Consider the following 20,694-nt stretch of genomic DNA (forward strand, 5'->3'; position numbering starts at 1 on the left):
CCGTGGTTTTGATATTAGTTTAGCGACGATTATCAGATCATAAATGAAGCCTTTTTTCTATCTAAAAATAAACGGTTATTGCTTAAGATCCTATCTATGAGTGTCAATTAAATCTGTCTGCCATTAATTGCAAAAGATTGCAGTTTATTTTTTATATCCATGAACGTAAATAATAAACTTTGATTTATTTGTTATTTTTAATGTTTCTCAGTGGGTTAAGGATTTATCCTGATAAAACTGTTCTTATCTTAATAAAAGTGAGTTTTCTCAGGTAATGGAAGGCGACAGCAAACCGATTGTTGCGCCGTAACAGATTAAAAAAACTAGCGTATCATGAAATTATTCTGTATGTTTATACAGTATCATTGCCGTGGAGAGTTCAGATGCGCAAAATTATTCATATTGATATGGACTGCTTTTTTGCTGCCATTGAAATGCGGGATAATCCGTCACTCCGCGATATTCCGGTAGCTGTTGGCGGCAGTGCTGACAGGCGGGGAGTTATCAGTACTGCAAATTATCCCGCCCGCCGTTTTGGTGTTCATAGTGCAATGTCTACCTCAATGGCAATGAAACTATGCCCTCAGTTGAAAGTAATTTCAGGGCGTATGGCCTACTATAAAGAAGTTTCTCAGCATATCCGCCAGATTTTCTCCCGCTATACCGAGTTGATTGAACCTCTGTCTCTGGACGAAGCCTATTTGGATGTCACTAATTGTCAGTATTGCCACGGTTCAGCAACATTGATTGCCAAAGAAATCCGTCAGGTGATTTTTGATGAATTACAGTTAACGGCATCGGCAGGTGTTGCACCGATCAAATTTCTGGCAAAAATTGCTTCTGATCTCAATAAACCTAACGGTCAGTATGTGATCGTCCCTGAACAGGTTGAAGAGTTTGTAAAATCTCTGCCATTACGCAAAATTCCCGGTGTGGGGAAAGTGACTGCCAGCCGTTTGTCAGATATGGGGTTGGAAACTTGTTCAGATGTCCAACAGTATGACAAGTTAGATTTAATAAAAAAGCTGGGCAAATTTGGCCTTGTGCTCTGGCAGCGTTGTCATGGTATTGATGAACGCCTAATCAAAACTGATCGTTTACGTAAATCTGTCGGGGTAGAAAAAACACTGGCAAAGGATATCCATGATTGGTGTGATTGTATCGAGTTGATTGAACAGCTTTACCCCGAACTGGAAAAGCGGTTGGGAAAGGTTAAGCCAGACCTTCGCATTGCCCGTCAGGGTATCAAATTAAAATTTGATGATTTTCAACTGACGACACAGGAGCACGTTCATCCGCTATTGGATAAACAAGATCTGCTGAAAATTGCCAAACAAGCTTGGGAGACACGCAGAGAAGGCAGGGGAGTCCGGTTAGTTGGCCTGCATGTGACACTACAAAGCCCCCAACTGGAACGGCAGCTATTACTGGAGTGGTAATGTGGTTTCTGGCTATGTTTTATGAACAAGTTTTACGAAAAAACGTTACGGAATAGTGAGTGAAGAGCATATGAAAGACATAAGGTATAAAGGATAGTCCCCTGACTTGTGGGCAGGGGACAGTGACATTATTCTTTCACCGGAATCGCTTTCAGAATAGCCGTCAGCAATTGCCAGTATTGTCCGACACTCTTAATGTGAACTCTTTCATCTGGTGAGTGGGCACCGCGAATAGTTGGGCCGATGGAAACCATATCCATATCAGGATATGGCTTTTTGAATAATCCACACTCCAGACCTGCGTGGATTACCATAATGTTTGGTGTGCTGTCGAACAGTTGGTGATAAGTTTCACGCACTAAATGCATAACCGGAGAATCAGCATCCGGCTGCCAGCCCGGATAATTACCACTTGCGCTTGCTTCTGCACCGGAAAGTCCGGTCAGAGAATTCAGCATCCCGACAACATGAGCCTTACCACTCTCAATCAGTGAACGGATAAGACAGATAACCTCGACGCGATCTTCTTCCATATTGACAACACCCACATTCAGGGATGTCTCTACAACGCCTTTTACAACATCACTCATGCGAATAACACCGTTAGGCATGGTGTTCAGCATAGAGATAAAACGGAACTGACAATCTGCCGTTAATGCCTGCGATGAAGTTTTGATTTCCTCCAACAAAAGAGTCAGGTTGGTTTCAGCTACTGCATATTCGTTTTTCAGTATTTCCAGATAATTCTCTTTTAACTGCTGTAGCTTTGGAAGCCGCTCTGTTGGTACGGCAATGATGGTAGAACCTTCACGCGGGATAGCATTCCGCAGAGTACCACCCTGTAAATGGATCAGTTTCAGCTCTAATTCGTCACTATGCGCAGCAAGGAAACGGGCCAGTAATTTATTAGCATTACCCAACCCCAAATGGATATCACCACCGGAATGACCACCTTTTAATCCCTTAAGGGTTAATTGTAATGTCTGGTAGTTTGCTGGCAGGGGTTCGCGGGAAAGTGGCAGCGTTGAAACATAATCGATGCCACCGGCACAACCCATATAGATTTCGCCTTCTTCTTCTGAATCGGTATTAATCAGAATATCCGCCTGCAACCAGCCGGGTTGAAGACCAAATGCACCATCCATACCCGCTTCTTCAGTCATGGTCAGTAAAACTTCCAACGGCCCGTGTTTGACAGATTCATCGGCCAGTACTGCCAGAGCGGAAGCCATACCAATACCATTATCTGCGCCCAGAGTTGTACCTTCTGCGGTTATCCAGTCACCATCAATGTAAGGGCGGATAGGGTCTTTCGTGAAATCGTGCTGTGTATCATTGTTCTTTTGCGGAACCATATCAAGATGAGCCTGAAGTACAACCGTTTTACGGTCTTCCATGCCTTTTGTAGCCGGTTTTCTTATCAGGATATTACCGACTTCATCACGTTCAACATGGAGGTTTTTATCCTCAGCCCATTCAATGATGTAAGAGGCAAGTTCTTCCTCATGATAGGATGGATGTGGAATGGAACAAATCTTAGCAAAAATATCCCATAAAGGTTGGGGGGATAATGTTGATAATTCGGACACGGCGAATCTCCTGTAGCTGCATCTTGATGAAATATTAATGTAATGTTTGACATCCCGGGCTTTTATCGCCTTGAGGTGTCCAGTGTCTAGGTTATACCTGAGAATACCATTTTCTGATTAGTAATGCGCATCCCGGTTCAGGACGTACCTTGTTTTTGCTGGTTTTTGCGGACTCAAATCACTATAATCCCGCGCAACCTTTATTCCGCAACAAACTCTTTTCTGAAAATATTCTGAGTTTCCAGGACCAAATTTTATGAGCGAAAAATATGTCGTAACGTGGGATATGTTGCAAATACATGCCCGTAAACTGGCACAGCGTTTACTTCCTGTAGAGCAGTGGAAAGGCATTATTGCCGTAAGTCGTGGCGGGCTTGTGCCGGGTGCTTTGCTGGCTCGTGAGCTGGGTATCCGCCATGTTGATACAGTCTGTATTTCCAGCTATGACCACAATAATCAGCGCGAGTTAACCGTGCTGAAGAAAGCCGAAGGAGACGGAGAAGGCTTTATCGTTATTGATGATTTGGTTGATACTGGCGGTACTGCTCAGGCAATTCGTGAAATGTATCCGAAAGCGCATTTTGTGACGATTTTTGCTAAACCAGCCGGTCGTCCATTAGTCGATGATTATGTGATTGATATCCCTCAGAATACGTGGATTGAACAGCCGTGGGATATGGGCGTAATGTTCGTGCCACCTATTTGCGATCAGTAATTATTCCCTTCATTTTTCCAGTTATTTTTTTGCTGGTTGCTTGCTTTACATAATGACCCCCCAGTCACATAGTTATCTATGCTTCTGGGGGGTTAATGAGAGGCTTTTGACTCTCACCGGAGGTCAGACTCTGGTTGTGCAAATCCGCTCCCGAAGGATTTGGTTATTCTTTTACTATCGCAATGCAGCTCAAAACTTATTGGATATCTTGTAATAAGCAGTAATAAATTTCTTTTGTCATGACTAAACAGAACCTCTCAGAATCACTGTTTAAACCTCAGGTTAAACAGCAGGAAACGTCTACATTGGTAAAATATGTTTTGCCATCATCAGCTAATGCCGATAGTAAAATGCCTAGTGGCGCATATCAGGAACGTTGGTATCGCATGATTAACTGGCTCGCCTGGATCTGGAGGGGCATCAATCCGCTGGAGATTCAGGAGATTCTCAGCAGGATTGCTGTAACAGACGCTGAGCGCAGTTATGACCACCTGCTGGATACTGTTATTGGTTATCGCAGAGGAAACTGGGTATATGAATGGTCACAGCAGGCCATGCTTTGGCAACAGAAAGCACAACATGTTGAGCAGGCACCTGAAGCCAGTGAGTGTTGGTTAAAAGCCTCGATGTTATACAGTATCGCCGCTTATCCTCACCTGCATGGTGATGAGCTGGCTGATCAGGCAGTTGTTCTGGCGAATAAATCCTATGAAAAAGCGGCACACTTCTCTGACTATCAACTGAAAAAACTGAAATTTCAGGTAGAAGACGGGAAAACGGTTACCGGCTTATTGCATATCCCTCCCGGAGTTCAGGAACCCTGCCCGACTATACTGGTCTGCTCCGGTATTGATAGCCTGCAAAGTGATTACTGGCGACTGTTTCGGGAACATTTCTCACCAAAGGGCTTTGCAATGCTGACAGTAGATATGCCTTCTGTCGGCTATTCTGCCAGATTTACGCTGACACAAGATACCTGCGCTCTTCATCAGCAGGTGTTGCAGCAACTGAATAGCGTGCCGTGGATTGATCACACCAGAGTGGGCGTTTTTGGTTTCCGTTTCGGTGCCAATATTGCCGTTCGTCTTGCCTATCTGGAATCCCAGCTGATTAAGGGAGTGGCAGTGGTTAGTCCGGTTGTTCATGAACTGCTGCATAATGAGAAATTGCAGCAGAAAATTCCGTCAATGTATACCGATATACTTGCCAGCCGTTTGGGGATCTACCATGTTGATGAAGCAGTTCTGCGTTCAGAGCTGAGTTATTATTCATTGAAAAATCAGGGGTTACTGGGGCGTCGCTGCACTGTGCCAATGTTCTCTGTATATTGGAAAGATGATATTTTCAGTCCGGGGGAAGATTCCAAGCTGATCGCCAGATCTTCAATGGATGGTTCATTATTGGCAATTCCTGCGATGCCTGCCTATAGTGGTTTTAATAAGGCATTACATGAAGCAAGTGTATGGTTGAAAGATAAAGTTGACTAAACTGAAATTTAATCATTGATATTTTTTAATCATTTGATACAACTGTGCTTCTGTTTATAAAGGAGACCTTTGTATGACTGTACCCGTAAATTATTCCAGAAATAAGTTGTTAAAGAGTTTTTCTGCATTAGGGCCTTACTTACGCGAGTTAAAGTGCCAAAATAACTATTTCTTCTTTGATTGTCTGGCGGTTTGCGTTAGTGCAAAAGCAGCGCCGGAAAAACGGGAGTTCTGGGGCTGGTGGCTGGAGTTAGAACAACAGGAAAAAGGGTTCGTTTATAACTATCAGATAGGCCTGTTTGATAAACATGGTGAGTGGCTGCCGATGAATATCAAAAAAGATGCAGATTTCAAACAGCTTGAGTCAACATTACAGGCGTTTCATCAACGCCTGTCTGATTCTTTGAATACCCTTCAACTTACACTGACTCCATCCGAAAACACATTCACCCCACAGAATTAACTATATACACCTTGCCTTTCAGGTTGCCTCTTTTTGGGCAGTACTCATTTACCCCAGGGAGCATAGTCATCAGTTATCTGTGCTTCTGGGGATTTATGCCTTTTACATTGGCTGAATGTTGAAATTGATAGGGTATAAATCAACTTTTTTTGAATTTTGTGTTATGCCAGTTGGCATAACGCTTCTCTCCTGCTAAAACTGAGCACTGTTTTTTTGAATGTACTGTGTTTTGAATTTATTGTTTTTTTCAAATTAGATTTTTCAAATTAGCCTTTTCAAATTAATAGTGGCAGAAATATGATGAATGGCCGACAAACATTGGTTGTAAAACTGGGAACAAGTGTACTGACAGGGGGTTCCCGCCGTTTGAATCGTGCTCACATAGTAGAGTTGGTTCGGCAATGTGCGCAGCTACATGAAAAAGGTCACCGTATTATTATTGTGACTTCAGGTGCAATTGCAGCAGGTCGGGAACATCTGGGGTATCCAGAGCTTCCGGCAACCATTGCTTCAAAGCAGTTGCTTGCCGCCGTAGGACAAAGCCGGTTGATTCAGTTATGGGAGCAACTTTTTTCTATCTATGGCATTCATGTCGGGCAGATGTTACTGACTCGTGCTGATCTGGAAGATCGTGAACGTTTTCTGAATGCACGGGATACGCTGCACGCACTGCTTGATAATTACATTATCCCGATTATCAATGAGAATGATGCAGTAGCAACGGCGGAAATTAAAGTCGGCGATAACGATAATCTTTCTGCGCTGGCGGCAATTCTGGGCACTGCGGATAAGTTATTGCTCCTGACTGACATTGAAGGCCTGTATACTGCTGATCCCCGTAATAATCCAGATGCTGAACTGATCCGTGAAGTGCACGATATCAGCGATGAACTCAAAATGATGGCGGGAGACAGTGTTTCAGGTCTCGGAACCGGTGGAATGGCAACAAAACTTCAGGCGGCAGGAATAGCAGGCCGTGCCGGAATTGATGTCATCATCGCAGCCGGTAACAGAGCGAACGTGATTGCTGATGTGATTGAAGAAAAAGCGGTGGGAACGCGTTTTCATGGCCTGACCAGCCCGATGGAAAATCGCAAGCGCTGGATCTTCGGTGCGCCTTCTGCGGGAGAAATCATGGTGGATAGTGGTGCAGAAGCCGCCATTCTCGCAAAAGGCAGTTCTTTACTGCCGAAAGGCATTAAAAGTGTTACAGGCGACTTTTCCCGTGGTGAAGTGGTTCGTATCTGTAATTTATCCGGTAAGAAACTGGCTCATGGCGTATGCCGTTACAATAGTGATGCTTTACGCCTGATTGCAGGCCGTCACTCACAGGAAATCAGCCAGGTATTAGGTTATGAATATGGTGCAGTTGCTGTGCACCGTGATGATATGATCGTAAGTTAAGGATTCCACCATGCTAGAGCAGATGGGAAAAGCAGCTAAGGCAGCATCATGGCAATTGGCTCAGTTAAGTACTGGCCAGAAAAATCAGGCTCTGAGCCACATTGCTGATTTACTAGAAAAAGAAGCAGAAGTGATCCTCACTGCCAATCAGCAGGATATGGAGCAAGCCCGTACGCAGGGCATGAATGATGCTTTACTTGATCGCTTATTACTGACTCCTGACCGTTTACGGATGATTGCTAATGATGTCCGTCAGGTTTGCCGTCTGGCAGATCCTGTTGGTCAGGTGATGGACGGGCAACTGTTGGATAGCGGGCTACAACTGAGTCGCCGCCGTGTCCCTCTTGGAGTGATTGGGGTCATTTATGAAGCTCGCCCTAATGTTACGATTGATGTGGCATCATTGTGCCTTAAAACAGGTAATGCAGTGATATTACGTGGTGGTAAAGAAACCCATCATACCAATCAGGCAATGGTTAAAGTTATCCAGCAGGCGTTGGAGCAGAGTGGTCTGCCTGCGTCAGCGGTACAGGCGATTAATAAACCAGACCGTGAGCTGGTTGCCGAGATGCTGAAAATGGATCGTTATATCGATATGTTGATCCCGCGTGGCGGTGCCGGGTTGCACAAACTTTGCCGTGAACAATCTACTATTCCGGTGATCACCGGAGGAATTGGTGTTTGTCACACGTTTGTGGATGAACATGTGAATTTTGAAAAAGCACTGGAAGTTATCACTAACGCTAAAATCCAGCGCCCAAGTGCGTGTAATGCACTGGAAACGTTGCTGGTACATGAAAAAATAGCCGCTGACTTTTTGCCGGAGCTGAGTGCCAGAATGAAAGCGCAGGGCGTAACATTGCATGCAGGCGTATCAGCAATGGCATTATTACAGGACGGCCCGGCAAAAGTGGTTACAGTGACAGAAGAAGACTATTGTGATGAATGGCTTTCTTTGGATATGAATGTGGAAATTGTCAGTAATATCGATAAGGCGATTGAGCATATACGTCATTATGGTACGGCTCATTCGGATGCTATTCTGACAGAATGTTTACAGCATGCTGACTATTTTGTTCATCGAGTTGACTCTTCCGCTGTATATGTAAATGCAAGCACGCGCTTTACTGATGGTGGTCAGTTTGGTTTAGGGGCTGAAGTTGCTGTCAGTACTCAGAAACTACACTCCAGAGGCCCGATGGGACTGGATGCGCTGACGACTTACAAATGGATTGGATACGGAGATTACCTTTCCCGTAGGTAATGACAAGATTCTATTTTAAGTAATATTTGAATCAGAATAAGTCACACTTAATGTAAAGTGTGGCTTTTCCTGTACAAGAAAATATATTTTTTACATAGGTGTAAATGTTTAGTTACTATACTTTGTATTTAGGTGTGAGCACACTGAACTTCAGGAAGACAACGAAATGAAACAGACTCTATTCATCGTGGGTGCACGAGGTGCAGGGAAGACGACAATAGGTAATGTGTTGGCTGAAGTATTATCGTATCAATTTATTGACACTGATGAAAATGTCCAGGTTTCCTGTGGAATGACAATCGCGGAGCTTGTTGAACAACGTGGCTGGGACTATTTCAGAAAGTTGGAAAGCGAAACCCTGAAAGCTGTGAGTCAGCAAAACAGGGTGATTTCTACGGGGGGAGGAATGATACTGGCGGCAGAAAATCGGCAGTATATGCGGCAAAATGGTGTTGTGATTTATTTGCAGGCACCGGCAGCCGTTTTGGTAGAGCGGCTCTCGCTTAATCCGGAAAATTCACAACGTCCCAGTCTGACTGGAAAATCCATAACGGAAGAAATAACGGGAATATTGGCAGAAAGGGAACCGTTATACCGTGAATGTGCACACCTCATTATAGATGCCACCTTATCGATAGAAAATATTGTTTGTGATATTAAAAGCTATATATTGGGTCAATATAAGCAGATAATTTGATATATTTTTTTATTTTTACACTTATTTATTATAAGACTAATAAATCTAGTATCTCAGACCATTTATACCTCTTATAGTATCATTTTACTTACTCACTTTAATTTTGCTTAATTATATTGAGATATATGGATTGAGATATGGATATACTCTTAAAGGTTCTGAGATTACTTGTACGTGTACTCTTCAGAGTGAAAGTCGAAGGTGACGATAAGCATTTCAAACACCCTAAGTGCATTATTACACCCAATCATATTTCCTTTCTGGACGGACTCCTGATAGGGCTTTTCCTGCCTGTAAAGCCGGTATTTGCTATTTATACTAATATCGCGACAAGGGCTTTCCTCAAATTTATTAAACCATTTGCTGATGTTGTGCCTCTGGACCCTACTAATCCGATGGCAGTCAGGACTTTGGTGAAGGAAATTGACAATGGTCGCCCGATAGTGATTTTCCCTGAAGGCAGGATCACGGTAACGGGCTCTTTGATGAAAGTTTACGATGGTGCAGCATTCATTGCGGCTAAATCTGACGCGAAAATTGTACCTATCCGTATTGATGGTGCAGAACAAAGCATTTTCGGGCGTTTAAGAGGCGTCATGAAGCAGCACTGGTTCCCTAGAATTACCATCCGGATTTTGCCTGCAATGGATTTCCCGATGCCTGATGCACCGGATTCTGCAAGCCGTCGCCGTCTGGCAGGAGAGAGGTTGCATGCTGTCATGATGGATGTAAGGATGCAGACTCGCCCGAAAGAAACACTATTCAGCGCTTATCTCACAGCTCAAAAACGTTTCGGGCGTTTTAAACCCTGTATTGAAGATATTGCACTGAAAGAAGATAGCTATCACGCATTACTGAAAAAAATATTGGGCGTCAGTCGGGTTTTAGAACGATTTACGCAGGAAGGTGAAAAAATCGGGCTTTTACTGCCCAACGCGACTGTTATGGCGGCGACGATATATGGTGCATCGCTGAGAGGGCGGATACCGGCTTTATTGAACTACACGGCAGGGAGCAGTGGTATTAAAAATGCTATACAGGCTGCGACCATCAAAACAATCGTCACTTCCCGCGACTTTCTTGAGAAAGGTAAGTTGACTCATCTGCCAGAACAGGTAACAGAAGCGAATTGGGTCTACCTTGAAGATCTGAAAGATACGATTAAGCGGGAAGATAAACTGTGGGTACTCTGGCATTTGATTTTTCCCGCCAGAGCTATGCTACCTTCACAGAAACCAGAAGATGATGCGCTGATCCTGTTTACTTCCGGGTCTGAAGGGGCACCGAAAGGTGTTGTCCACAGTCATGCCAGTTTATTGGCAAATGTTGAGCAAATTAAAACGATTGCGGATTTTACTCCAAAGGATCGTTTTATGTCTTCTTTGCCCCTGTTTCATGCATTTGGGCTGACAGTCGGATTATTCATCCCGCTGATGACGGGAAGCCGTGTGTTTCTTTACCCGAATCCACTGCATTATCGTGTTGTGCCTGAAGTCATTTATGATCAGAACTGTACTGTTCTATTCGGAACCTCCACTTTTCTGGGTAACTATGCCCGCTTTGCTCATCCTTATGATTTTTCCCGTTTGCGTTATGTCATTGCCGGTGCTGAAAAACTGTCGGAAAGTACCAAAAATGTTTGGCAGGATAAATTTGGTATCCGGATTCTGGAAGGCTATGGTGTGACAGAGTGCGCTCCTGTTATCGCAATCAACGTACCAATGGCAGCTAAGGTAGGTACAGTCGGCAGAATTTTACCGGGTATGGAAGCACGTTTATTACCCGTACCGGGTATTGAAGAAGGCGGTCGTTTGCAAGTCCGCGGGCCAAATATTATGAAAGGCTACCTGCGGGTTGAAGCATCGGATCGTCTGGAGCCTCCTGCGGCAGAAGATGCGGAAGGGAATATCCAGACAGGCTGGTATGACACAGGTGATATCGTTTCTATTGATGAAGACGGCTTCTGTACGATCAAAGGGCGAGTAAAGCGTTTTGCCAAACTGGCAGGTGAAATGGTTTCTCTTGAAGCTGTAGAGCAGATAGCTTTACGTATTTCGCCCGAAGCTCTGCATGCAGCAACAGCAAAAGGTGACAGCAGCAAGGGTGAAGCACTGGTTCTGTTTACAACTGATACCGTTCTAAACAGAAGTGTAATGCTGCTTTCTGCCCGTGAAATTGGGATACCGGAACTGGCAGTTCCGCGTGATATCCGTTATATGAAGCAATTACCCCTGCTGGGCAGTGGCAAACCTGATTTTGTCACATTGAGAAAAATGGCAGAACAGGAGTAAAAAAATGAGTGGCACTGTGGAGGCTCAACCATTATTAAACAGGGGAATGAAGGCTGTTTTACTATCCCAGTTTCTCTCCGCTTTTGCCGACAACGCTTTATTCTTTTCGATACTGGCTCAATTGAAAGCTGAGTCTTATCCGGGATGGAGCCTGCCGGCCCTGCAAATTGTTTTTGTACTGACCTATATTGTATGTGCCCCCTTTGTGGGGCAAATTGCTGATCGCTTCCCGAAAGGCCGAGTTATGCTCTTTTCCAATGGCATAAAATTGCTGGGAGCTATCAGTATCTGCATTGATATGAATCCTTTTCTGGGATATGCCCTTGTGGGGATCGGGGCAGCAGCTTATTCTCCGGCCAAATATGGGATTTTAGGTGAATTGACAGACGGCAAACATCTGGTCAAAGCCAATGGTATGATGGAAGCTTCGACAATTGCAGCTATTCTGATTGGTTCTGTAGTTGGCGGCTTTCTTTCTGATATGAACCTGTTTCTGGCACTAGGAATATGTGCTCTGGTGTATGGTGTGGCAGTCATAGCCAATTTTTACATACCCCGTTTAGCGGCTGCCCGACAGGCAAAAGGTTGGTATCCCAAAGCAATGTTACAGGATTTTATCGCTGTAACCTCATCGCTTTGGAATAATTCGGAAACCCGTTTCTCTTTGGTTGGAACCAGCCTGTTCTGGGGGGCCGGAGTTACCCTCCGCTTTTTGTTGGTTGCGTGGGTACCCATTGTTCTGGGGATTGAAGGCAATACGACACCAACTCTAATGAATGCGGTGGTTGCTATTGGTATTATTGTGGGAGCGGGGTTGGCTGGACGGTTCATTACGCTGAAGACAGTACGTCGTTGTATGCCTGCCGGAATTCTGATTGGTGTTATTGTTATCATGTTTGTCATTCAACATTCAGTATGGCATTCATATCTCATCCTGATTACGATCGGTTTGTGTGGTGGATTTTTCGTTGTGCCATTAAATGCGTTGTTACAGGAGCATGGAAAGCATGAGATGGGAGCTGGTAAGGCCGTAGCGGTACAGAATTTGGGTGAAAACAGCGCAATGTTGATTATGCTGGGGCTATACTTAATTTCCACCATGCTAGAAATATCCGTTATTGCTATTGGTATCGGCTTTGGGGTTCTATTCTCTTTAGCAATCGGAGGATTATGGATTTGGGATCGGCTTCAGAAAAATTAATTTCTTATAGAGTTAAAGGCGTCCTATGGATGAAAAAATCCTGAATCAGCTTAGTATTGAACTAGGGAAAAGGTTACGCCAGAAAAATCTGTCTATCACCTGTGCAGAATCCTGCACAGGTGGATGGATTGCAAAGGTGATCACAGATATTGCGGGAAGCTCTGTCTATTTTAATCGCGGTTTCGTGACTTACAGTAATGATTCAAAATGTGAGATGCTGGGTGTTTCGCAGATATCATTAACTGAGTTTGGGGCAGTCAGTGAACAGGTCGTTAAAGAAATGGCTGTAGGAGCATTAGAAGCTGCTAAAGCTGATTTTGCGGTTTCAGTCAGTGGAATAGCCGGGCCAGATGGCGGTAGCGAAGAAAAACCCGTCGGCACAGTCTGCTTTGGGTTTGCCGTCCGTGATGGCAAAAAGATATATACAAGATCATATCGCCGGCTTTTCACGGGCGACCGTTATTCTGTGCGTCTCCAGTCTGTGATTTTTTCTTTAAAAACACTGTTGGAAGAAATCATAAAAAATTAGCTTGATACTGTATGATTATACAGTATAATTACTTCCGGCATTTTGGTCGCATAAACCACATTGTTGCTCTTATAAAGCATTGCTTTATTAAATTGCTCTACGAACGTGGTCTTATGACATTGTTTTATTGAACTAATTTTATTGAATTAATAGTTTTATTGAACCAATAGTCTTATTAGACATAGCATCATAAACGGTTTTATCAGCAGTGGGGCAGCCCCCTTCACTTCATTGCTTACGAAGGAGTAAACATGGCTAACGATGAAAACAAACAAAAGGCACTAGCAGCGGCACTGGGCCAGATTGAAAAACAATTTGGTAAAGGTTCTATCATGCGTCTGGGCGAAAACCGCTCAATGGATGTTGAAACCATTTCTACTGGCTCACTGTCACTCGATATTGCTTTGGGGGCAGGCGGTTTGCCAATGGGGCGTATTGTTGAGATATACGGACCAGAGTCTTCCGGTAAGACAACGCTGACTCTTCAGGTTATTGCCGCAGCTCAGCGTGAAGGTAGAACATGTGCTTTCATCGATGCTGAACATGCCCTTGATCCGGTTTATGCTAAAAAACTGGGTGTAGATATTGATAACTTACTGTGCTCTCAGCCTGATACGGGTGAACAGGCGCTGGAAATCTGTGATGCTTTGTCACGTTCTGGTGCGGTTGATGTTATTGTTGTTGACTCCGTTGCTGCGCTGACACCAAAAGCAGAAATCGAAGGTGAAATCGGTGATTCACATATGGGTCTGGCGGCACGTATGATGAGTCAGGCGATGCGTAAACTGGCCGGGAACCTGAAAAACTCGAATACACTGCTGATCTTTATCAACCAGATCCGTATGAAAATTGGTGTGATGTTTGGTAATCCGGAAACTACGACCGGCGGTAACGCACTGAAATTTTATGCATCTGTCCGTTTGGACATCCGTCGTACCGGCTCAGTGAAAAACAGTGACGAAGTTGTTGGCAGTGAAACCCGCGTGAAGGTTGTCAAAAACAAAGTTGCAGCACCATTTAAACAGGCTGAATTCCAAATTTTGTATGGCGAAGGTATTAACACTTATGGTGAGCTTATCGACCTGGGTGTCAAACACAAAATGGTGGAAAAAGCAGGTGCATGGTACAGCTATAATGGCGATAAAATTGGTCAGGGTAAAGCAAATGCCACGACTTACCTGAAAGAGCATCCAGAAATTGCATCTGAATTAGATAAAAAACTACGTGAGCTATTACTGAATAACGCTGGTGGATTCAGTAGTGCGGCTGAAGATTATGTCACTGATTATGAAGACAAAGCAGAAGAAGTAAATAACGAAGAGTTCTGATAGCTTTTTCTTCTGTTGCCATAGTTTTGTTGTCATAGATAGTCTGAAAAAACCACATTCTGAAAGGGTGTGGTTTTTTCTTTTATGGAAATAATAAATACCGATGTAGTAAGTGCATCGGAACTGGTCTGACAAACAGACTTTCAGAAAATGCTCAGACGAATTACAATGCTGAAAAGCGAGTGGATTTATATGGGATTTTACTTCTTATGGAAGACACTCTATCTTAACCCTGTTCGTGAGTTGAGATGGTAATAAAACTTATCACTTCAACCATCTATGATTCTGTTTTTCAGCTTGATTTCGGGACAATTATGAGCAAAAGCACCGCTGAGATCCGTCAAGCGTTTCTTGACTTTTTTCAAACTAAAGGGCACCAGATAGTACCAAGTAGTTCATTGGTGCCAACGAATGATCCAACATTGTTGTTCACCAACGCAGGAATGAACCAGTTCAAAGATGTTTTCCTTGGATTGGATAAAAGGCCTTATACCCGAGCAACAACGGCTCAGCGCTGTGTTCGTGCTGGTGGTAAGCATAACGATTTAGAAAATGTTGGTTACACAGCCCGCCATCATACTTTCTTTGAAATGTTGGGTAATTTCAGTTTTGGTGATTACTTTAAACAGGATGCAATTAACTATGCGTGGGAATTGCTGACTGGTGCTGAGTGGTTCAACCTGCCAAAAGAAAAGCTGTGGGTAACTGTCTATGAGACAGATGATGAAGCCTACGATATCTGGAGCAAAGAAGTCGGCGTTCCTACCGAAAGAATTATTCGCATTGGTGATAATAAAGGCGCTCCTTACGCGTCAGATAATTTCTGGCAAATGGGTGATACAGGTCCTTGTGGCCCTTGTACTGAAATTTTCTATGACCACGGCGAACATATTTGGGGTGGTCCTCCGGGGAGTCCGGAAGAAGACGGTGACAGATATATTGAAATCTGGAATATCGTTTTCATGCAGTTTAACCGTCATTCAGATGGCACAATGGAGCCATTGCCAAAACCTTCTGTTGATACCGGAATGGGATTAGAACGTCTGGCAGCCGTACTGCAACATGTAAACTCCAACTATGAAATCGATGCATTCCGTGACCTGATTGCTTCAGTAGCAGAAGTTACAGGAGCTACTGACCTCACTAACAAATCTCTGCGTGTTATTGCTGACCATATTCGCTCATGTTCATTCTTAATTTGTGATGGTGTTATTCCATCGAATGAGAACCGCGGTTATGTGCTTCGCCGTATCATTCGCCGTGCCATCCGTCATGGAAATATGCTGGGCGCTAAAGAAACATTCTTCTATAAGCTGGTTGCTCCGTTGATCAAAATCATGGGAACCGCAGGTGAAGAACTTCAGCGTCAGCAAACGTTGGTTGAGCAGGTCTTGAAAACAGAAGAAGAGCAGTTTGCCCGAACTCTGGAACGTGGCCTGCAATTACTGGATGAAGAGCTGGCAAAACTATCCGGCAATACTTTAGATGGCGAAACAGCCTTCCGTCTTTATGATACCTATGGCTTTCCTCTGGATCTGACTGCCGACGTTTGTCGTGAGCGTGATATCAAGGTTGATGAAAAAGGTTTTGAGGCAGCTATGGAGAATCAGCGCCGCCGTGCTCGCGAATCCAGCGGTTTTGGCACTGATTATAATGACGTAATTAAAGTTGATGGTCAGAGCGATTTCTCTGGTTATGAGCATAATTCTCAGGAAGCCACAGTAACCGCTATTTTCCGTAACGGAGAAGTGACAGAGCATCTAAATGTAGGTGAAGAAGCGATCATCATTCTTGATAAAACCGCTTTTTATGCTGAATCCGGTGGTCAGGTAGGTGATACCGGTAAATTGTCCGGCACGGAAGGTGTATTTGAAGTTACAGATACACAAAAATACGGTCAGGCAATTGGTCATATTGGTAAATTGGTAAGTGGCAGTCTAAGCGTTAATACTGCAGTTAATGCTGAAGTTGATGTGGTACGCAGAAATAGCATTCGTCTGAATCACTCAGCAACTCACTTGCTACATTCAGCATTGCGTCAAATTCTTGGAGAACATGTTTCTCAGAAAGGTTCTCTGGTAAATGACAAGTATTTGCGCTTCGACTTCTCCCATTTTGAGGCGATGAAGCCAGAACAAATCCGTCTGGTAGAAAACCGGGTGAATGAAGAAGTTCGTAAGAATTCACCAATTATTACAGATGTAATGGATTTGGAAGAGGCAAAAACCAAGGGTGCTATGGCACTATTTGGTGAAAAGTATGATGAGAAAGTGCGCGTATTGAGCATGGGGGATTTTTCCACTGAGTTGTGCGGTGGGACTCATGCAAGCCGTACCGGCGATATCGGATTATTCCGTATTACCAGTGAATCAGGTACGGCTGCGGGTATTCGTCGTATCGAAGCCGTAACAGGTCAAACCGCACTTAATTCTATTTATCAGCAGACTGATTTATTGCAAGATATAGCTTACTTGGTGAAGGGTGATATCAACAGCCTGAATGAGAAAGTTAAAACGACGCTGGATAGAACGAAGCAGCTGGAAAAAGAACTGCAACAGCTGAAATCGCAGCAGGCAGCTCAGGAAAGCTCTTCTTTGGCTAATCAGGCAAAAGATATTCAGGGTGTTCGCCTGCTGGTAACCCAGTTGGGTGATGTAGAACCAAAAATGCTCAGAACAATGGTGGATGATCTGAAAAATCAATTAGGATCAGCAATTATTGTGCTTTCTACTGTGACTGGTGATAAAGTCACCCTAATTGTTGGTATAACGAAGGATTTGACTGCTAGAATAAAAGCGGGCGATTTAATCTCTTTCGTTGCCCAACAAGTTGGAGGTAAAGGAGGAGGTCGTCCTGATCTGGCTCAGGCTGGCGGGACGGACGTATCAGCTCTTCCTTCCGCATTGGACAGTGTAGAAGAGTGGGTCACATTGCGGTTGTAGTTGGTATTACAGTGATAGTAGTGGCACCATGAATCAATCTTTTTATGGTGCCAAATGTTTTTCGTTGTGAAATTGTTGAAATGTTGTGCACATACTTATATTTTAGCTATCCTATAGATACAAGTGATGTGTTCAAAACTGCTTATACTTTAAGTAGATACCATAGCTTTACGTTTTCACGGTGTTTGATGGATAATAGCGGGGAAACCTAGAGACCCGACTCTTTTAAATTTTCAAGGAGCAAAGAATGCTTATTCTGACTCGTCGAGTTGGTGAAACGCTCATGATAGGCGATGAGGTAACAGTTACAGTACTGGGAGTTAAAGGCAACCAAGTTCGCATTGGTGTAAATGCGCCCAAGGAAGTTTCTGTTCACCGTGAAGAGATTTATCAACGGATTCAGGCAGAGAAGTCTCAGCCTACAACTTTTTAATTCAGGAATGGCGTCCATGCTTTTTTAAAACTTGGGCGCTACTCTATCCCTTCTTTATGAATCAAGCCGATTTATCTCTCTTTGTTACCTTAATTCTATTCTCTCACGTCTTTTTATTTTCTATCTGTTGAAAAGACATCATTCATGATGCCATAGCGATGAATAATTTTTTCTACAAATCTTCATCTCTATTCGGTAATTTTGCTGCTGGCAAAACAGCCTTTTAGACGTTAAACCACTCACTTTGAGCGCAAAGTATTCAAACGGAAAAAAGTTGCGAAAAATTGTTTGACTTATCAGGCTGGGAAAGTAATATGTGCGCCATCGCAGCGACGAAGAGCTTTAAGAGAAAAGCTTCTGAGTAAATCAAATCTCAGAGGTGAAGCTTAAAAGAGTTCAAGTCGAAAGTTTTAAAGCGTATGGTGAGGTGGCCGAGAGGCTGAAGGCGCTCCCCTGCTAAGGGAGTATGTGGTTAAGAGCTGCATCGAGGGTTCGAATCCCTCCCTCACCGCCATTTTAAGATGCATCCGTAGCTCAGCTGGATAGAGTACTCGGCTACGAACCGAGCGGTCGGAGGTTCGAATCCTCCCGGATGCACCATTTTAAACTCCGCGATTTACTTAGGTATCTCAATTCTGAAAATTTAGGCAATCAACAGCGCCTGAACAGAACACTGAAAACCGACAATGCATCCGTAGCTCAGCTGGATAGAGTACTCGGCTACGAACCGAGCGGTCGGAGGTTCGAATCCTCCCGGATGCACCATTTTAAACAACGATTTATCGGGTGTTCAATTCTGGAAAATCGGGTAAGCGACAGCACCTGAACAGAACATAGAAAATTGACAATGCATCCGTAGCTCAGCTGGATAGAGTACTCGGCTACGAACCGAGCGGTCGGAGGTTCGAATCCTCCCGGATGCACCATATTAAATGCAACGATTTATCGGGCATTCAGTTCTGAAAAATCAGGTAAGCGACAGCGCCTGAACAGAACATAGAAAATTGACAATGCATCCGTAGCTCAGCTGGATAGAGTACTCGGCTACGAACCGAGCGGTCGGAGGTTCGAATCCTCCCGGATGCACCATATTAGATGAACCCCTGCTTTAATAGGCAGGGGTTTTTCGTTTTTCTTTTTATACATTATATTTATTTTATCATTCTGTGTTTATGTTTTGTTCAATAACATATCTTCGTAGCTATGTAGTCAGCGACAATTTGGCTTGTTTGATATAAAGTAAGCGCTCAATAATCATCTTATTAAAACTCCACGGGAGGTCAAATTGATCCCGGATGTATCAAGAGCATTGTCATGGTTAGAGGCAAATCCAGCCGTTTTAGATGGCATTTGTCGTGGTATTGAACGTGAAACATTGCGTGTTACTCCAGATGGTCATTTAGCTATGACAAAGCATCCAGAACCGCTAGGTGCTTCCTTAACACATAAATGGATTACAACCGATTTTGCTGAATCTTTGCTGGAGTTTATCACCCCTGTCGATAATGACATAAAAAGAACGATTGATTTTCTTAAAGACTTACATCGATATACTGCAAAAAATCTGGTCAATGAAAAAAACTGGCCTCTGAGTATGCCATGCTTCATTGATAAGGAAGAGGATATAACTCTGGCACAGTACGGTCAATCTAACATCGGGCGTTTTAAGACTCTGTATAGGGAAGGGTTGAAAAATCGTTATGGTGCATTGATGCAGACTATCTCTGGCGTACATTATAATTTTTCACTGCCAATCAGCTTTTGGCAGGCATGGTTAGGTGTAAAAGATGCAGAAAGCGGTAAAGAACAAATTTCAGAAGGGTATTTTAAACTGATCCGCAATTACTATCGGTTCGGTTGGGTAATCCTGTATTTGTTTGGCGCATCACCGGCAATTTGTTCCTCATTTTTACGTGGGAGAAGTACTGCTCTATCCTTTGAACATACTGAAAAAGGAACCAGCTATCTACCTTATGCGACTTCTTTGAGAATGAGTGATTTAGGGTATACCAATAAATCGCAGAGTGATCTGAATATTACTTTTAATAGCCTGCACACATATGTCGCTGGACTCAAGAAAGCAATTCACAAGCCATCGGCTGAATTTGCCGCTCTGGGACTGAAGAAAGACGGTAAGTATTTACAGTTGAATACTAATGTTCTTCAGATAGAGAATGAACTGTATGCACCGATACGCCCTAAACGTGTAGCTAAAGAAGGAGAATCACCTTCAGATGCTTTACTTCGCGGAGGTGTGGAATATATTGAAATTCGTTCTCTGGATATCAATCCGTTCACATCGATTGGTGTTGATGAGACACAGCTTCGTTTTCTGGATCTATTTTTGATATGGTGTGCAGTCGCTGATTCTCCTGAAATGAGCAGTGAAGAGTTGGATTGTTGTCGCAAAAACTGGAATAAAGTGATCCTTGAAGGGCGTAAGCCTGACCTGAACATTGGTATTGGTCATGGGGTTGAACTGCAACCGCTTAAAGTCGTCGGGCAGAAATTATTTGCTGATCTGGAACGTGTTGCTGAGGTCTTGGATAGTTGCTCCGGGTCACAGTATCAGTCAGTTTGTAAGGAACTGGTGGGCATGTTTGAAGATCCATCACTAACATTTTCTGCTCGTGTATTAGAACGGATGAAAACTCAGGGAATTACTGGGTTTGGGCTGGAACTGGCTAATAAATATTATATGGAATTAGTTAACGAGCCGTATAGTATACTAAATGATGAACGTTTTTCTGCGGAACGCGAGGCTTCAGTGGAGCGGCAGCGTACTCTGGAACAACAAGACAACATGTGTTTTGATGATTATCTAAAATTACATGCAGGGTCTTAAAAAATAAAAATGGCCACCGAGTGGTGGCCGAATAAAAAAGTCTCTTAGAAAAATAAGGATGATAACA

Annotated in this window: 15 protein-coding genes and 5 tRNA genes; 19 read left to right on the plus strand and 1 reads right to left on the minus strand. The window is 43.6% G+C overall.

Annotated features, from left to right (window positions below):
- The first annotated feature begins 383 nt into the window (after positions 1–383).
- On the plus strand, positions 384–1,439 hold the full coding sequence (gene dinB / locus Xinn_RS12330; protein WP_086953929.1) for a DNA polymerase IV: 1,056 nt from the start codon (positions 384–386) through the stop codon (positions 1,437–1,439).
- 128 nt (positions 1,440–1,567) lie between these two features.
- Here dinB and pepD read toward each other — a convergent pair whose 3' ends face one another.
- Positions 1,568–3,028, minus strand: coding sequence for a beta-Ala-His dipeptidase (pepD, locus tag Xinn_RS12335; protein WP_086953928.1), 1,461 nt, complete (start codon positions 3,026–3,028; stop codon positions 1,568–1,570).
- A gap of 256 nt (positions 3,029–3,284) precedes the next feature.
- On the opposite strand from pepD, the gene gpt reads away from it, so the two are divergent.
- The 18 genes from gpt (at position 3,285) to gshA (ending at position 20,627) form a co-directional block, all read left to right on the plus strand.
- Positions 3,285–3,743 (plus strand): xanthine phosphoribosyltransferase, encoded by a 459-nt coding sequence (gpt, locus tag Xinn_RS12340; protein ID WP_086953926.1) that lies wholly within the window; start codon positions 3,285–3,287, stop codon positions 3,741–3,743.
- Positions 3,744–3,982: 239 nt separating this feature from the next.
- Positions 3,983–5,230, plus strand: a complete 1,248-nt coding sequence (gene frsA, locus Xinn_RS12345; RefSeq protein WP_086953924.1) for an esterase FrsA — start codon at positions 3,983–3,985, stop codon at positions 5,228–5,230.
- 73 nt (positions 5,231–5,303) lie between these two features.
- Positions 5,304–5,693 carry a sigma factor-binding protein Crl gene (gene crl / locus Xinn_RS12350; RefSeq protein WP_086953922.1) on the plus strand — a complete coding sequence of 130 codons (390 nt, stop codon included), beginning with the start codon at positions 5,304–5,306 and terminating at the stop codon, positions 5,691–5,693.
- A gap of 300 nt (positions 5,694–5,993) precedes the next feature.
- Positions 5,994–7,097, plus strand: coding sequence for a glutamate 5-kinase (gene proB / locus Xinn_RS12355; RefSeq protein ID WP_086953921.1), 1,104 nt, complete (start codon positions 5,994–5,996; stop codon positions 7,095–7,097).
- Positions 7,098–7,107: 10 nt separating this feature from the next.
- Positions 7,108–8,361, plus strand: a complete 1,254-nt coding sequence (proA, locus tag Xinn_RS12360) for a glutamate-5-semialdehyde dehydrogenase (protein WP_086953919.1) — start codon at positions 7,108–7,110, stop codon at positions 8,359–8,361.
- Positions 8,362–8,527: 166 nt separating this feature from the next.
- Complete coding sequence (gene aroL, locus Xinn_RS12365) at positions 8,528–9,058, plus strand: shikimate kinase AroL (protein WP_086953917.1); 531 nt, start codon at positions 8,528–8,530, stop codon at positions 9,056–9,058.
- Between the two features lie 137 nt (positions 9,059–9,195).
- Positions 9,196–11,349: a bifunctional acyl-ACP--phospholipid O-acyltransferase/long-chain-fatty-acid--ACP ligase gene (gene aas, locus Xinn_RS12370; RefSeq protein ID WP_422645989.1), complete on the plus strand. Its 2,154-nt coding sequence runs from the start codon at positions 9,196–9,198 to the stop codon at positions 11,347–11,349.
- Positions 11,350–11,353: 4 nt separating this feature from the next.
- Positions 11,354–12,550: a lysophospholipid transporter LplT gene (lplT, locus tag Xinn_RS12375; RefSeq protein WP_086953916.1), complete on the plus strand. Its 1,197-nt coding sequence runs from the start codon at positions 11,354–11,356 to the stop codon at positions 12,548–12,550.
- Positions 12,551–12,575: 25 nt separating this feature from the next.
- Positions 12,576–13,079, plus strand: coding sequence for a nicotinamide-nucleotide amidase (gene pncC / locus Xinn_RS12380; protein WP_086953914.1), 504 nt, complete (start codon positions 12,576–12,578; stop codon positions 13,077–13,079).
- A 251-nt stretch (positions 13,080–13,330) separates the two neighbouring features.
- Positions 13,331–14,407: a recombinase RecA gene (recA, locus tag Xinn_RS12385; protein ID WP_086953913.1), complete on the plus strand. Its 1,077-nt coding sequence runs from the start codon at positions 13,331–13,333 to the stop codon at positions 14,405–14,407.
- Positions 14,408–14,721: 314 nt separating this feature from the next.
- Positions 14,722–17,349: an alanine--tRNA ligase gene (gene alaS, locus Xinn_RS12390; RefSeq protein ID WP_086956471.1), complete on the plus strand. Its 2,628-nt coding sequence runs from the start codon at positions 14,722–14,724 to the stop codon at positions 17,347–17,349.
- Positions 17,350–17,596: 247 nt separating this feature from the next.
- Positions 17,597–17,782 carry a carbon storage regulator CsrA gene (gene csrA, locus Xinn_RS12395; protein WP_010845367.1) on the plus strand — a complete coding sequence of 62 codons (186 nt, stop codon included), beginning with the start codon at positions 17,597–17,599 and terminating at the stop codon, positions 17,780–17,782.
- A 421-nt stretch (positions 17,783–18,203) separates the two neighbouring features.
- Positions 18,204–18,296: transfer RNA gene (locus Xinn_RS12400), tRNA-Ser, on the plus strand.
- A gap of 9 nt (positions 18,297–18,305) precedes the next feature.
- A tRNA-Arg gene (locus Xinn_RS12405) sits at positions 18,306–18,382 on the plus strand.
- 88 nt (positions 18,383–18,470) lie between these two features.
- Positions 18,471–18,547: transfer RNA gene (locus Xinn_RS12410), tRNA-Arg, on the plus strand.
- A gap of 84 nt (positions 18,548–18,631) precedes the next feature.
- Positions 18,632–18,708: transfer RNA gene (locus Xinn_RS12415), tRNA-Arg, on the plus strand.
- An 86-nt stretch (positions 18,709–18,794) separates the two neighbouring features.
- Positions 18,795–18,871 (plus strand) — tRNA-Arg (locus Xinn_RS12420).
- A 196-nt stretch (positions 18,872–19,067) separates the two neighbouring features.
- Positions 19,068–20,627, plus strand: a complete 1,560-nt coding sequence (gshA, locus tag Xinn_RS12425; protein WP_086953911.1) for a glutamate--cysteine ligase — start codon at positions 19,068–19,070, stop codon at positions 20,625–20,627.
- The last annotated feature ends 67 nt before the right edge of the window (positions 20,628–20,694 follow it).

Origin of the sequence: Xenorhabdus innexi, assembly GCF_002632485.1 — a bacterium.
GTDB lineage: Bacteria > Pseudomonadota > Gammaproteobacteria > Enterobacterales > Enterobacteriaceae > Xenorhabdus > Xenorhabdus innexi.